Genomic DNA, 14,084 nt, shown 5'->3' with positions numbered 1-14,084 from the left:
GTCCTTGCTGTTCTGTTCGGAGTTGCGAGCGGGGATACGGAGCGGGGTACCGGGCGACGGCACGGAGCGGGGTACGGAGGGGTACCGACGCCGGTCAGAGGCGGGCCGCGAGGCGGCGCACCTTCTTGCGTGCCGCCGCGGGCAGTCTGCGGACGATCGGGCCGCCGGCCGAGCGCAGCACCTTGCGCAGCGTGGCTCTGCGGCGCTTCACCGTCACCACGCGCACCAGGAGCGGGTCGACCTCCCCGAGGCCGCTCTGGTCGAGCCGGATCCGGCCGCCCGCCGCCACCGGCACCTCACAGATGTCCAGTTCGGGCCCCTTGGGGCCGTCGAGCCTGACCGAAAGGCGCGCCTGGCCCTCGGCCAGACCGGCCACCTTGCCGGGCACCTCCAGATGCGCCCTGCCGTGGTCGGGGCGGAGCGTCGCCGGGTGCGTGAGCTTCGTACCGTCCGCCGCGGTCAGCACCAGCTCGACCGGGAGGGACGCGGACTTCGTACCGGTGAAGATCTCGAACCGCAGCTCGGACTGGGAGCCGGGCATCCGCAGCGGGGGGCGCTCCGCGAGGTACGTCGCCATCTTCTTGGCGCGGCCCGCGACATCGAGCGTGAGGTTGCCGTGCGGGTCGGTGAAGTACGGGATGACCGGCCGGGCGGGCGAACCGAGCACCGCGGGGAGGCACTTGGCGTCCACGCCGGGGGCGCGGTCGGCGCCGAGCCGGGCCTTGCGGACGATGCCGAGACCGCGCAGCGGGACCCAGATGTCCCAGAAGCCCCGGGAGACCCGGCCACGCCCCTTGACCGCCTCGCTGGTGACCGTACCGGTGCCGTACAGCACGACCTCGAACGTCTCCTCGGCGTCCTCGGCGGAGCCGGCCGGCGGCGCGGCCTTCTCGATCTTCGAGGTGAAGTCGGCGGGGCACGGCCACTCGACGGCCGTCTCCCGGTTGCGCAGGGAGAGTTCGCCCTTGTACGTGTCCATGTCGTCGGTGACGTCGAGGAGTTCACCCTCGGGCAGCAGCCCCTCGGTGATCTCCGGGTGCACGAAGTACCGCTTGTCACGGCGGACCAGCCGCAGCGGCTGCTGGTCCTCGCCGTGCACGAGGCGGCCGGTCACGGAGAGCGCGACCCCGCCGTCCGGCTGCCAGTCGAACTCCTCCAGGCGTGCCGTGGCCTTCACCGACTTGGCGAACCGGGCGAGCTTCACCAGCCCCTGGCGGTCGTCGGCGCGCAGCAGGGTGGAGCGGAGCCTGACCAGCGCGCCGAGCCCGTCGTGCACGCCGTCGTTGATGAAGTCCTTCACGAGCGGCTGGATCGCGTCCACCATCTCGTCCAGGTACGCGGGCTCGTACTTGAGGACCGAGGGCTCGCTCAGCCGGCCGAGCATCTCTACCCGGTAGAAGCGGCGCAGCAGCCGGTCCCGGAACTCGCCCGGCTCGGTGTTGTCCACGACGACGCCGAGCACCTCGCGGAGGTTGCCGTAGTAGCCGGACGGCACGAGCTTCGCGGAGCCGGCGTTCTGGCCGTCGTCCCGCTTCGAGTAGTAGTAGCAGGTGTACGTCCCCAGGATCGACACGACCTTCGCGGGGAAGTACGTCTGCATCATGTAGAGCTGGTCCTCAAGGCGCCGCTTGCCCTCGGGGTACGCGATGTTGTTCTCGCGCAGGAACTCCGTACGGAACATCTTGTGCGGGGTGAGGCTGTCGTACAGCGGAGCGTTGCTCAGGTCGCACTTCTCGCGGTTCGTCTTGAACACGCCGTGCGGGACGCCCCGGAAGTTCGAGGCGACCTTCCCGATCACGATGTCGGAGCCGTTGCGGTGGCCCATCTCGTAGAGCCGCCGCAGCGCGTCCGAGGCCATGTGGTCGTCCTGGTCGACGAACTGGACGTACTCGCCCTCCGCCTCCGCCACACCGATGTTCCTGGGCTTCCCCGGCCACCCCGAGTTGGGGATGTGGATCACCCGGAAGTGCGGGTGCTCGGCGGCCAGCTTGTCCAGCCGCGCGGGGGTGTCGTCCGTCGAACCGTCGTTGACGAAAAGCACCTCGAAGTCCGCGGCCGGCAGCGTCTGGGCCAGCAGTGAATCGATGCACGGATCGATGTACTTACCCGGGTTGTACACCGGAATGACGACGCTCACTTTTACTGGCATTACTTGAAGGCCCATCTGTGTTGTCGGTGCACGAGGTGCTGTGCGAGTGGGGGGAGGCGCGGCCATCGGCGGAGGGTGCGGGCGCCGGGATGCCAGCTTATCTCCGCGGGGGCTCGCGATGTTTCCCGGCCGTTCTCACCCTTGACAGACTTCTGTCACGGCGCTCCGGTTGCACGGAGGGACCGAAATGACACGGCGGATGTCCCCGTCGCCGGTGCGCCGATGTCCCAGCCCCTGAAATGGTCCGCCGTACCGGGTGGCCCGCGCGTAGGCTTCCCGGCGGGGACACACACCGGTGGCGGCGACGGAGCCCGGTGGCGAGAGCAGAGGCAGAGCGCGTGGCAGCGGCACGGCAGCAAGTGGTGGCACGGCAGGACGCGGTCGCGCAGGCCCGCAGAGTCGTCGTCAAGGTCGGCTCCTCCTCGCTCACCACCGCCGCGGGCGGGCTCGACGCCGACCGGGTCGACGCCCTGACCGACGTGCTCGCCGCCGTACGCGCCACCGGCGACCGGGAGATCGTGCTGGTGTCCAGCGGCGCCATCGCCGCCGGGCTCGCACCGCTCGGGCTCGACCGCCGCCCCCGGGACCTGGCCCGCCAGCAGGCCGCCGCCAGCGTCGGCCAGGGGCTGCTCGTCGCCCGCTACACCGCCTCCTTCGCCCGTTACGGCGTACGCGTCGGCCAGGTGCTCCTCACCACGGACGACACCAGCAGACGGGCCTCGTACCGCAACGCGTACCGCACCCTCGACCAGCTCCTCGGCATGGGCGCGCTTCCCGTCGTCAACGAGAACGACACCGTCGCCACCGACGAGATCCGCTTCGGCGACAACGACCGGCTGGCCGCGCTCGTCGCCCATCTCGTACGGGCCGACCTGCTCGTCCTGCTCTCCGACATCGACGGGCTGTACGACGGCGACCCCAGCAGGCCCGGTACCTCCCGGATCGCCGAGGTGCGCGGCCCCGCCGATCTGGCGGGCGTCACCATCGGCAGCACGGGCCGGGCCGGGGTCGGCACCGGTGGCATGGTCACCAAGGTCGAGGCCGCCAGGATCGCCGCCGCGGCCGGCATCCCCGTCGTCCTGACCTCCGCCAGCCACGCCGCCGACGCGCTCGCGGGGCGCGACACCGGCACGTACTTCCACCGCACCGGACGCCGCTCGGCGGACCGGCTGCTGTGGCTCGCGCACGCCTCCACCCCCCGGGGCGCCCTCACACTGGACGACGGTGCCGTACGCGCCGTCGTCGAGCGCCGCACCTCGCTCCTGCCGGCCGGGATCGCCGCCGTCGAGGGCGAGTTCGCCGCGGGCGACCCGGTGGAGCTGCGGGACACCGAGGGCCGCGCCGTCGCCCGAGGTCTGGTCAACTTCGACGCCAAGGAGATCCCCCAGCTCCTCGGCCGCTCCACCCGCGAGCTGGCCCGCGAGCTGGGTCCCGCCTACGAGCGCGAGGTCGTACACCGGGACGATCTGGTCATCCTGCATCCCTGAGCCGCCCCTGAAACGGCTGAAACTCCGGCCTTTGAACGGGGACCTTTACCAAAACCGCCCCATCTTCCGTCCGGGACTGGTCAACTTTGTCCCAGGCGTAGGACCGGGTCACGGCACGACGACGCAGCAAACAGGAGGCCGCTGGTGAGACGAGCGCGCCCGGGGGCGGCGCCCCGAGGGACCGGGGGAAGCGCCCACGCGCGGAGGGCCGCCGGCGGGCAACGGGCCCTGACGAGCGTCGAAGTGGGGGAGCCCACGGCCGCCGGCCCCGACGCCACGGCCGGGACCGACGGCACGTCCGACACCCCCGGTGCGGGCGGAGAGCGACGGCAGGGGGAGGCCGCGGCGACGGCGGACGCCCGCCAGCTCTCCAAGCTCTGGCACATCACCCTCAGCGTCTCGGGCCCGGAGAGCCCGCTGACGGAGGTCAGGCGCGGCCTCGAACAGCTCGCCCACGACCATCCCTTCCTGCTGACGAGCAGGTACGCCACCGACCACGCGGAGATCCGCTACTGGGAGGAGGCCAGGGACCTGCACGACGCCGCCGCGGTGGCGCTGCGGCTCTGGGGCGAGCACCGGTCGACCTCCCAGCTCCCGCCGTGGGTGATCGTCGGGCTGGAGGTCATCGACCGGGAGACGTACCACCAGCGCATCGCCGAGGGATACGGTCCGCCGCCGGCGGCTCCGGTGGGCGTCCACCCGTTCTGAGGACGTGTCCCGCGCCCCCGGGGCGTCTCGCAGTGCGGAATACGTGCGGAATGCCCGCAGGGCGCGCATTACCCTGCGGGCATGACCTCGCTCTCGCCGTACGACAATCTCTCCCCGGTGGTCAGGGCCGCCTACCGGTCCCGCTCCGCCGCCGCCGACCTCGCGCCACTGCCGCGCGCGGCCAAGGACGACGCGCTGCTGGCGATCGCGGACGCGCTGGAGGTCCGTACGCACGAGATCGTCACGGCCAACGCCGAGGACGTCGCGCGCGCCAGGGAAGCCGGCACCGCCGAGTCGGTCGTCGACCGGCTGACACTGACCCCGGAGCGGATGCGCGCCATCGCCGCCGACGTACGCGACGTGGCCGCGCTGCCCGACCCGGTCGGCGAGGTCGTACGCGGCTCGACCCTCCCCAACGGCATCGACCTGCGCCAGGTGCGGGTCCCGCTCGGCGTCGTCGGGATCATCTACGAGGCGCGCCCCAACGTCACCGTGGACGCCGCAGCCCTCTGCCTCAAGTCGGGCAACGCCGTGCTGCTGCGCGGCTCCTCCTCCGCGCTCTCCTCCAACACCGCGCTCGTCCGGGTGCTGCGCGACGCCGTGGGCGGTGCCGGGCTGCCCGCCGACGCCGTCCAGCTCGTGCCCGGCGAGGGCCGCGACGCCGTACAGGAGCTGATGCGGGCCCGTGGCCTGGTCGACGTGCTGATCCCGCGCGGCGGCGCCTCCCTGATCCGTACGGTCGTCGAGGGCTCCACCGTCCCCGTCATCGAGACCGGCACCGGCAACTGCCATGTGTACGTGGACGCCGACACCGATCTCGACATGGCCGTCGACATCCTGATCAACTCCAAGGCGCACCGGCCGAGCGTCTGCAACGCCGCCGAAACCCTCCTCGTCCACCAGGACGTCGCCGCCGCCTTCCTGCCGCGCGCGCTGGACGCCCTGGCCGACGCCGGGGTCACCGTCCACGCCGACGAGCGGGTCCGGGCCTACGCGGGCGGGACGAAGGCCACGGTCGTGGCGGCCACCGAGGACGACTGGGAGACCGAATACCTCTCCTACGACATCGCCGCCGCGGTGGTGGACTCGCTGGACGCGGCCGTCGCCCACATCCGGCTCTGGTCCTCGGGGCACACGGAGGCGATCGTCACCACCTCGCAGGCCGCCGCCCGCAGGTTCACCCAGTTGGTCGATTCGACGACGGTCGCCGTGAACGCGTCCACACGCTTCACCGACGGGGGCCAGTTCGGCTTCGGCGCCGAGATCGGGATCTCCACGCAGAAGCTGCACGCGCGCGGGCCGATGGGGCTGCCGGAGCTGACCTCCACGAAGTACATCGTGACCGGGGACGGCCACACGCGGTGAGCACCGGACGGACGGCGCCCGCCCGCGACCCCTACGGGGGCCGGTGGGCGAGCGGGGTGTGAGCCGGGCGCGTGAGCCGGTTGTGTGAGCCGGTCGTGTGACGAATACGAAGCGGGATAGTTCGGGCTCCGCCTGCCCAAAACCACGTCCCAGGTCTACTCTGAAGAGGTGCCGGACGACGTGGGGGGCAGGCCGTTCCCGGACGGCTGGGAGCCCGACGACGACCGCGGAGGCGCGGATCAGGACTTCGCCTCCGTGGTGTTCGACGAGGACTTCGTCAAGGCCGCCACCATCCACGAACCCTCCGCCGTCGAGCGGCTCCTCTCGGCCGCCCAGGCGCGCGCCGAGGCCGAGGCCGCCCGGGCACGCTCCGGCGGGGGAGCGCCCGAGGACGAGCCGTACGAGGAGCTGTACGGCCGGGACGGCGCGTACGGCCCCGACCCCGGCTACGGAGAGTTCGACCCGGACGACCCCGACGCGTACGCGGGCCCGTACGGCCGCTACGGCGGAACCCTGCGGCCCTACCGGTCCACCGCGCGATGGCACCGGCCCATCGCCTGGCTGCTCGCCCTGCTGATGGGGGTCGGGATGGTCGCGCTCGCCTTCACGGCCGTCTACCGGGGCGCCTCCAGCAGCGGCGACGACCAGGTGCCGCAGCCCGCCAGGACCGGGATCGACAACCCGGGGGCGATCGGGCCCTCGGCCCCCGTGACCCGGAGCGCCCCGGCGGTCTCCGCGGTGCCGCGCACGCCCTGACGGACCCGGCCGCTACCCGAACGGCCGAACGGGTGTCATGCGGAACCTGACGGTCGGCCCGGCGTTTACGTTCGCCTCCGCCGACCTACCCTCAAAGTATGGCAGGGCGTGGAGACCCACCCGAGGGAGAACATCCTGAGGGGCTCCCCGGAGGCGAGGACGACGAGTACCGCTCGGTCGTCTTCGACGAGTCATTCATCCGGGCGGCCCGGCTCCAGGAGTACTCCGCGCGGGAGCGCATGGGCGATCACGCCCACGCCGTCCGCAGGCTGCCGCCAGGACCGCCGCCCGCCGCCCGGCACCGGCGGAGGTTCAGGAACGGCCCGCGGCAGTTCCTGCTGCTCCTGCTGATCCTCGTGGTGGCCTTCGGCACCGCGGTCTACCTGGGGCTGCGCAACCCGTACCGGCCGCCCGCCCTCCGCGCCGTCGAGCAGGCCCGCACCTCGGTGATCCCGCTCGCCCCTGCGGGCCCCGTGCCGGGCGGCGCGCCCGCCGATCTCCTCGCACGCAGCCCCGCCGCGCAGTTCCGCTCCGGCGCGGCGGGCATCACCCTGCCCGCCGCCCGGGACGCCGGGGACTTCGCGGAAGGCCAGGTGGTGGCCGCGCTGTCCATCGTCAAGGACTATCTCGTGGCGTCCTCGCTCGACCCCGACGTCCTCGCGGGACGCACCCTGCGACCCGTACGGGTACTTCTCGACCCCGAACAACTCACCCAGTTCGACCGCAGTTTCACCGACCCGGCCGACGACGGGCGCCACGACCCCATCGGCTGGCTGGTCCGCTTCGACCCGGCGAAGGTGGCGCGCACCGACGAGCAGGTACGCGTCCACGGCACGCTGCGGTACGAGGAGACGGCCCCCGGGACCCTGGAGGTCAGCACGGACCACGTCTTCGTCTATCCGCTGCGGCCCGCCGCCTCGGACAGCCGGCCCGTGCGGGACGCCTCGCTGTTCACCGTCCGGCGCGAGATGCGCTTCCGCTTCGGCGTGGAGGACCTGCCCAGACACCAGACGCAGGTGGTGACCAGCGAGGTCCAGGCCGGACCCCAGTCCTGCTCGGCCGAGCCGCCGGGGACGCTGCGCCCGCTGCTCGCGGGCGAGCGCGCCCGGCCCCACGAACCGGCCGCGACCGATCCGTACGCGACGGGCCCGGCGCATCCGGCGCTCTGCGGGGCGCTCTCCCGCGCGGCGGAGCCGAGCCCGTCGCCGTGACGGCCTTCATGGCCTGACGGTCCGACGGAGGGCGCCGGTCAGTCCTTGCCCGGTCCCTTACCGCTGCCGCCGCCGCTGCCGTTGTCACCGTCGTCCGTGGACGCGTTGCCGTTGCCGCCGCTGCCGTTCCCGCCGCTGTTGCCGCCGCCCGTGAACCGGTCGCGCAGCTTGCCGCCCAGGTCGCCCGCACCGCCCGCGATGTCGCCCACCAGCTTCATCAGCGGGTCCTTGCTGCTGCGGACCGTGTCGGCGTAGTGCGCGGCGGAGTCCCGGAACGAGTCCGTGACCGACGTGTCCTTGTCGTCCTCGCGGCGCGGGTAGTGACCGTCCATGATCCGCTGGTAGTCCCGGCTCTCGGACCACTTCTTCAGCTCGGCGGCCCGGACCGTGGTGAACGGATGCGTGCGCGGGAGCACGTTGAGGATCTTCAGGACGGAGTCACGCAGGTCGCCGCCCTCCTCGTACTCCTTGGCCTGCTCCAGGAACGCGTCCACGTTCATCTCGTGCAGATGGTTGCCACCGGCGATCTTCATCAGACCGCGCATCGACGCCTGCGCGTCCTGGCCGACCAGCAGCCCGGCCCGGTCCGCCGACAGCTCCGACTTGCGGAACCACTCCCGCAGCGCCGTCACTATCGCCATGATCGCCACATTGCCCAGCGGGATCCACGCGACCTTGACGGCCAGGCTCGTGAGGAAGAGCAGTATCGTGCGGTACACCGCGTGCCCGGAGAGGGCGTGGCCCACCTCGTGGCCCACGACCGCGCGCATCTCCTCCTCGTCCAGCAGCTCCACCAGTCCGGTGGTGACCACGATGATCGGCTCGTCCAGGCCGATGCACATCGCGTTGGGCCGCGGGTCCTGCGTCACGTACATCGCGGGGACCTTCTCCAGGTCCAGGATGTAGCAGGCGTCCCGCAGCATGGTGTTCAGATGGGCGAACTGCGCGTCGCCCACCCGCACCGAGTCGGAGAGGAAGAGCAGCCTCAGGCTGCGCTCCGGCAGCAGCGCGCTGAGCGCCTTGAACACCGTGTCGAAACCGCTGAGCTTGCGCAGGGCGACCAGCGCCGAGCGGTCGGCGGGGTGTTCGTACGCCCGGGAGGAGATTCCCGGGAAGCGCTTGCGCTGCCGGCTGGGCACATTCTCGCTGCCCGTCGCCTCGTTGCGGTCTTCGGTCATGGATATCCCCTGTTCGTACGAGTCCAGAATCCAAGGCTCGTCCCCCCTGACGGACCCCAGACTAGGCGCTGGGGCTACCGTGTGGCGGGGGCCTGTGGATGAGGTGCCGGGGCAGTGCCCGGATCTCAGCCGGAAAGAGACCGAGGAGCACCACCGTCATGCCGGAAACCGCCACCCTGATCGCCGCCGTCTCCGATCAGCAGGGAGCGGGCAACACGCTGCGGATCGTGCTGGTCGTTCTACTCGTGGGAGCCGCCCTGCTCGCCTGGTTCCTGCTGCGCGGATACCGCGACAACGACCACAACGACTGAGTCGGCGTGAGCGTGCCCAGGGGGCCCGCATACGATGTGCGCGAAGTCTCCGCGGACCTCAGGAGAGTCCAGCTCTCCGGAGGATCCAGACCCCCGAGGAAAAGGGCCCGTAGAAGATGATCCTCACCGGCACCGCCGCTCACCTGGTCACGCTCGCCGAGGGCGCCGAGATGGGCGGCAACCACGAAAGCCTGAATCCGGTTCTCGTCGGCGGCGGCGCCCTCTTCGCGCTGCTTCTGCTGCTGTGGATCACCACGCGCTTCAACCGGGACCGCTGACACCGGGCCGTACGCGTGTGCCAGTAGGCTCTGGACGTATGGGAGACCAGCAAGCGTCCAGCGGTCGCGCGGCGGCAGGACCGGACAGACCGGAGCAGGGCCCCGGCCCCGGATCCGAGCAAGGCAGGCGCCGACTCGGCGTCATGGGCGGCACCTTCGACCCGATCCACCACGGGCACCTGGTGGCGGCCAGTGAGGTCGCCGCGCTGTTCCGGCTCGACGAAGTGGTGTTCGTACCGACCGGTGAACCGTGGCAGAAGAGCCAGCGCGCGGTGTCGCCGGCCGAGGACCGGTATCTGATGACGGTCATCGCGACCGCGTCCAACCCGCAGTTCTCGGTCAGCCGGATCGACATCGACCGGGGCGGCGCCACCTACACGATCGACACGTTGCGGGATCTGAGGTCCCTCAACGACGACGCCGACCTTTTCTTCATCACGGGAGCCGACGCGCTCTCGCAGATCCTGAGCTGGCGGGATCACGAGGAGCTGTTCTCCCTCGCCCATTTCATCGGGGTCACCCGTCCGGGCCATGATCTGACGGACGACGGACTGCCCAAGGGAGGGGTCTCCTTGGTGGAGGTTCCGGCGTTGGCCATCTCCTCGACCGACTGCCGTGGGAGGGTCGCGAAGGGCGATCCTGTCTGGTACCTCGTGCCGGACGGCGTCGTGCGCTACATCGACAAGCGGCAGTTGTACCGCGGCGCCTGAGCCGCGGAGAGGGGCACCGGTGAACGACCAGCAGCAGCCGTACGACCCGTACGGCCCCTACTACACGCAGCCCCAGATCGTCGGTTACGACGAGTACGGGCAGCCGGTGTACCAGCAGTCCCCGCAGCAGCAGTACGACGCCTACGGGCGGCCCCTGCCGCAGCAACAACAGCAGCAGCAACAGGGGTACGGCTACGACCCGTACGCCCAGCAGCAGGAGCAACAGCCGGCACAGCAGCAGGCGCAGCAGCAACAGATCCCGCAGCAGTACGACCCGTACGCCCAGCAGGTGCCGCAGCAGCAGGCGTACGGCTACGACCCGTACGGGTATGACACCGGCCAACAGCAGGCCCAGCAGGCCCCGCAGGAGCAGCAGGCCCCGGTCGCCGTCGACCGGCCGTCGGCCGCGCGGACGCCCGAGCCCGCCCCCGCGTCCGCCCCCGCCGAGCCCCCGCGCGGAGCGGAGCCCGAGCAGCCCGCCGTACCGGGGCAGCGGCGGCCCGACGGCGAGGAACGCGACTACAAGACCGAGCAGTTCGCGTTCATAGAGGAGCCCACCGAGGACTCCGAGGACGTCATCGACTGGCTCAAGTTCACCGAGAGCCGCTCCGAGCGGCGCGAAGAGGCCAAGCGCCGAGGCCGCAGCCGCGTCGTGGCCCTCGTCGTCGTCCTCGCCCTGACGGTCACCGGCGGCGTCGGCTACCTCTGGTACGCGGGCAAGCTGCCCGGCATGTCCTCGACGGACGGGCCGCAGACCACCGCCTCCGGTACTCAGAAGCGCGATGTGATCGTCGTACACCTGCGCAGCACCAAGCAGAAGGACACCTCCACGGCGCTGCTGGTCAACAACTCCACGACCGGCCAGGGCACCACCGTCCTGCTCCCCAACGTCCTCTCCATCGCCGGCGACGAGGGGGCCTCGACCACACTCGGCAAGTCCGTCGACGAGGACGGCTCGGACGGCACCCGCGAGGGCATCGGCACCCTGCTCGGCACCAAGATCGCCGGTACCTGGCGGCTCGACACGCCCTATCTGGAGAACCTGGTCGAGCTGGTCGGCGGCATCGAGGTGACCACCGACGTCGAGGTGCCCGCCGCCAAGAAGGGCGACGACCCGCTGGTGAAGAAGGGCGAGAAGGAGACCCTGAACGGACGGGCCGCCGTCGGCTACGCCACCTACCGCGCCGCCGACGAGGAGGAGGCCAAGCAGCTCACCCGCTTCGGACAGGTGCTCCAGGGCGTCCTGCGGAAGGTCTCGGACGACCCGCGGGCCGCGACGGTCACCGTCGAGACCCTGGCGCAGATCCTGGACCCGTCACTGACCGAGAAGGACCTCGGCGGAGCCCTGGCCAAGCTCGCCGAGCACGCCAAGGTGGGCGACTACAAGACGACGGTCCTGCCCGTCCAGGCCAACGGCACGCTCAGCGAGCAGTCCACCGAGAGCGTCGTCAAGGACATCCTGGGCGGCTCGGTGACCGCGCCCGAGCAGGGCGACGCCGTACGCGTCGGTGTGAAGAACGCGAGCGGGAACCAGGACGCGGCCGAGTCCGCCAGGATCGCGCTGGTCAACGGCGGCTACGGCTTCGTGGACGCCGGTACGGCCGACGCCGTGACCTCCTCGCGCGTCACCTACGGCGACGCGTCCAAGAAGGAACAGGCGGAGGAGACCGCCAAGACACTGGGGCTGCCGGCGAGCGCGGTCGAGAAGGGCAAACCGGCGGCGAACGCCGATGTCTCCGTCGTCCTGGGGCAGGACTACAAGGTCGACTAGAGCCTGTACGGCCGGGGCACTCCCGGGCGCCGGTCCGCGCCCGGGAGAACGGCTGTGCCGGCTGTCGGTGGTCCGTGAGATCCTGGGCATCTCCACGACCACCGACGAAAGCCTGCCAGTGACCGCTACTGATCGTTCCATCGAGCTCGTCAACGCCGCCGCCCAGGCGGCCGCGGACCGGCTCGCGCACGACATCATCGCGTACGACGTGAGCGATGTGCTGTCCATCACCGACGCCTTCCTGCTCGCCTCGGCGCCCAACGACCGCCAGGTGAAGTCGATCGTCGACGAGATCGAGGAGCGCCTTCAGAAGGAGCTGGGCGCCAAGCCGGTGCGCCGCGAGGGCGACCGCGACGCCCGCTGGATCCTCCTCGACTACGTCGACATCGTCATCCACGTCCAGCACAGCGAGGAGCGCGTCTTCTACGCGCTGGAGCGGCTCTGGAAGGACTGCCCCGAGCTGGAGCTGCCCGAGGACGCCGTCAAGACGCGCGGCAAGGGCAAGGAGCACGCCGAGACGTCGGGCGAGCACGCCGGGATCGCCGGTGACCCGGACGGTGAGCTGAGCTGAACGGCGCCAAAAGCGGCCGGGGCCGCCGTATCGTCCTGTGGCGGCACGGCCAGACCGCCTGGAACCTGGAACGCCGCTTCCAGGGATCCACGGACATCGAGCTGACCGAGGAGGGCGTCGGCCAGGCCCGGAGGGCCGCCCGGCTGCTCGCCTCCCTGAAGCCGGCCGCGATCATCGCCTCCGATCTGCGGCGGGCCGCCGCCACGGCCCGTGAGCTGACCGCCGTCACCGGCCTCGGCGTCACGCACGACGCCGGACTCCGCGAGACGTACGCGGGCACCTGGCAGGGCCTCACCCACGAGGAGATCATCGGGCGGTACGGCGACCAGTACGCGGCCTGGAAGCGCGGCGAGCCCGTGCGGCGCGGCGGTGGCGAGCTGGAGACCGAGGTGGCGGACCGCGCCGCGCCCGTGGTGCTCCGCCACGCCGGGACGCTGCCCGACGACGGCACGCTGGTCGTGGTCAGCCACGGTGGGACGATCCGTACCACCATCGGCCGGCTGCTGGGCCTGGAGTCGTACCACTGGGAAGGGCTCGGCGGGCTCTCCAACTGCTGCTGGTCCGTCCTCGGCGAGGGCGCGCGCGGCTGGCGGCTCCTGGAGCACAACGCGGGCACCCTCCCGGAGCCGGTCCTCGGTGACGACGACTGAGCGTTCGCCGGCGAGGCCACCGGATTTCGCTTTCCGGCAGGTCGCAGGCTAAAGTTCTTCTTGTTCGCAGCGCACGGCGCGGGGAACACGAGGGGCTATAGCTCAGTTGGTAGAGCGCCTGCATGGCATGCAGGAGGTCAGGAGTTCAATTCTCCTTAGCTCCACAATCAGCGTCACGAACCGGATCCCGTCCCCTGCTGGGGGCGGGATTTCTGCTGTACGCACGCTATTTCAGGCTGACCAGCAGTCCTCGGCGTGGCAGAATCGGACGACCGGATGGGGGCCAGGGACCGGACCGGGAGGGAGAGCGCGATGTCCGCCAGCAGTGTCGGTCGTCCCTCGGGCGACTCGTCCTCTGCGGCTCACGTGCTCGATGGCCATCGCGGACATTCCTACGTGTGCACGGCCTGCTGTGGCCACATCTGGAGCTGATTGATGGGCGCGCACAGGCGTAAATGCGACTGGTGCGGCAGCGGTACGCCGATCGTGCGGGACATGGACCCGCTCAACACCGAGTACCAGTACTGGTGCGAGGAGTGCGCGCGGGCCCTGATCATAAAAGGCGACCCCATCGAGACCTACCGTGAGTTGGAGGGCGAGCCGATCTACGGCCGTCTGCTGGAGGAGCACTGCACGCTCAAGCGCTTCTACTCCTTCGCGACCGCCTGACGCGACCGCCTGACCGGGGTGTGATCGAGGGGTGATCGAGGGGTGATCGACGCCCGGTCGGCCTCCGGCGGAATCGATTTGGTGGTGGGGCACAGGGACCGTTAATGTTGGCCATGCCGCCGAGGGGGAAACCCCGGGGCGGGGAACGCAAGGGGCTATAGCTCAGTTGGTAGAGCGCCTGCATGGCATGCAGGAGGTCAGGAGTTCAATTCTCCTTAGCTCCACAACAAGCAGTGAAGATCACGTAGAAGCGGGCCGTCCGATCAGGAC

The 14,084-nt window shown here is 70.9% G+C and carries 14 protein-coding genes and 2 tRNA genes; 14 read left to right on the top strand and 2 right to left on the bottom strand.

Features of this window, described 5'->3' with window-relative positions; translation table 11 throughout:
• Window positions 1-94: 94 nt before the first annotated feature.
• Window positions 95-2,137, bottom strand: coding sequence for a glycosyltransferase family 2 protein (locus tag ACFXPL_RS25155; protein WP_384923698.1), 2,043 nt, complete (start codon window positions 2,135-2,137; stop codon window positions 95-97).
• Between the two features lie 371 nt (window positions 2,138-2,508).
• On the opposite strand from ACFXPL_RS25155, the gene proB reads away from it, so the two are divergent.
• From proB to ACFXPL_RS25130, 5 genes are all read left to right on the top strand, one after another.
• Entirely contained in the window at window positions 2,509-3,636 is a 1,128-nt protein-coding gene (proB, locus tag ACFXPL_RS25150) for a glutamate 5-kinase (protein ID WP_384923767.1), read from the top strand.
• Window positions 3,637-3,780: 144 nt separating this feature from the next.
• Window positions 3,781-4,344, top strand: coding sequence for a hypothetical protein (locus ACFXPL_RS25145; RefSeq protein ID WP_384923696.1), 564 nt, complete (start codon window positions 3,781-3,783; stop codon window positions 4,342-4,344).
• Between the two features lie 81 nt (window positions 4,345-4,425).
• Window positions 4,426-5,709 (top strand): glutamate-5-semialdehyde dehydrogenase, encoded by a 1,284-nt coding sequence (locus ACFXPL_RS25140; protein WP_384923694.1) that lies wholly within the window; start codon window positions 4,426-4,428, stop codon window positions 5,707-5,709.
• A gap of 168 nt (window positions 5,710-5,877) precedes the next feature.
• Window positions 5,878-6,465, top strand: a complete 588-nt coding sequence (locus ACFXPL_RS25135; RefSeq protein WP_384923692.1) for a hypothetical protein — start codon at window positions 5,878-5,880, stop codon at window positions 6,463-6,465.
• Window positions 6,466-6,563: 98 nt separating this feature from the next.
• Window positions 6,564-7,676 (top strand): hypothetical protein, encoded by a 1,113-nt coding sequence (locus ACFXPL_RS25130; protein ID WP_384923690.1) that lies wholly within the window; start codon window positions 6,564-6,566, stop codon window positions 7,674-7,676.
• 38 nt (window positions 7,677-7,714) lie between these two features.
• On the opposite strand, the gene ACFXPL_RS25125 is transcribed toward ACFXPL_RS25130, so the two are convergent.
• Window positions 7,715-8,854: a M48 family metallopeptidase gene (locus ACFXPL_RS25125; RefSeq protein WP_384923688.1), complete on the bottom strand. Its 1,140-nt coding sequence runs from the start codon at window positions 8,852-8,854 to the stop codon at window positions 7,715-7,717.
• Between the two features lie 158 nt (window positions 8,855-9,012).
• Here ACFXPL_RS25125 and ACFXPL_RS25120 point away from each other — a divergent pair, with 158 nt between their 5' ends.
• From ACFXPL_RS25120 to ACFXPL_RS25080, 9 genes are all read left to right on the top strand, one after another.
• Complete coding sequence (locus ACFXPL_RS25120) at window positions 9,013-9,165, top strand: hypothetical protein (RefSeq protein ID WP_384923686.1); 153 nt, start codon at window positions 9,013-9,015, stop codon at window positions 9,163-9,165.
• Between the two features lie 116 nt (window positions 9,166-9,281).
• Window positions 9,282-9,443: a hypothetical protein gene (locus ACFXPL_RS25115; RefSeq protein WP_384923684.1), complete on the top strand. Its 162-nt coding sequence runs from the start codon at window positions 9,282-9,284 to the stop codon at window positions 9,441-9,443.
• Window positions 9,444-9,481: 38 nt separating this feature from the next.
• Window positions 9,482-10,153, top strand: coding sequence for a nicotinate-nucleotide adenylyltransferase (nadD, locus tag ACFXPL_RS25110; protein ID WP_384923682.1), 672 nt, complete (start codon window positions 9,482-9,484; stop codon window positions 10,151-10,153).
• A gap of 19 nt (window positions 10,154-10,172) precedes the next feature.
• A complete protein-coding gene (locus ACFXPL_RS25105) occupies window positions 10,173-11,924 on the top strand; it encodes an LCP family protein (protein WP_384923680.1) in 1,752 nt (583 codons plus the stop codon).
• A gap of 118 nt (window positions 11,925-12,042) precedes the next feature.
• Window positions 12,043-12,495 carry a ribosome silencing factor gene (gene rsfS / locus ACFXPL_RS25100; RefSeq protein ID WP_384923678.1) on the top strand — a complete coding sequence of 151 codons (453 nt, stop codon included), beginning with the start codon at window positions 12,043-12,045 and terminating at the stop codon, window positions 12,493-12,495.
• Window positions 12,492-13,145, top strand: a complete 654-nt coding sequence (locus ACFXPL_RS25095; protein WP_384923765.1) for a histidine phosphatase family protein — start codon at window positions 12,492-12,494, stop codon at window positions 13,143-13,145. Before rsfS ends, ACFXPL_RS25095 begins: the two co-directional genes overlap by 4 nt.
• A gap of 91 nt (window positions 13,146-13,236) precedes the next feature.
• Window positions 13,237-13,309: transfer RNA gene (locus tag ACFXPL_RS25090), tRNA-Ala, on the top strand.
• A gap of 271 nt (window positions 13,310-13,580) precedes the next feature.
• On the top strand, window positions 13,581-13,814 hold the full coding sequence (locus tag ACFXPL_RS25085; protein WP_384923676.1) for a hypothetical protein: 234 nt from the start codon (window positions 13,581-13,583) through the stop codon (window positions 13,812-13,814).
• Window positions 13,815-13,965: 151 nt separating this feature from the next.
• A tRNA-Ala gene (locus ACFXPL_RS25080) sits at window positions 13,966-14,038 on the top strand.
• Window positions 14,039-14,084 lie beyond the last annotated feature (46 nt).

This window comes from Streptomyces sp. NPDC059092 (genome assembly GCF_042756365.1).
In the GTDB taxonomy this organism is placed as follows: domain Bacteria; phylum Actinomycetota; class Actinomycetes; order Streptomycetales; family Streptomycetaceae; genus Streptomyces.
Note: the sequence above shows the minus strand (reverse complement) of the source record. Positions and strands in the feature narration are given on the sequence as shown.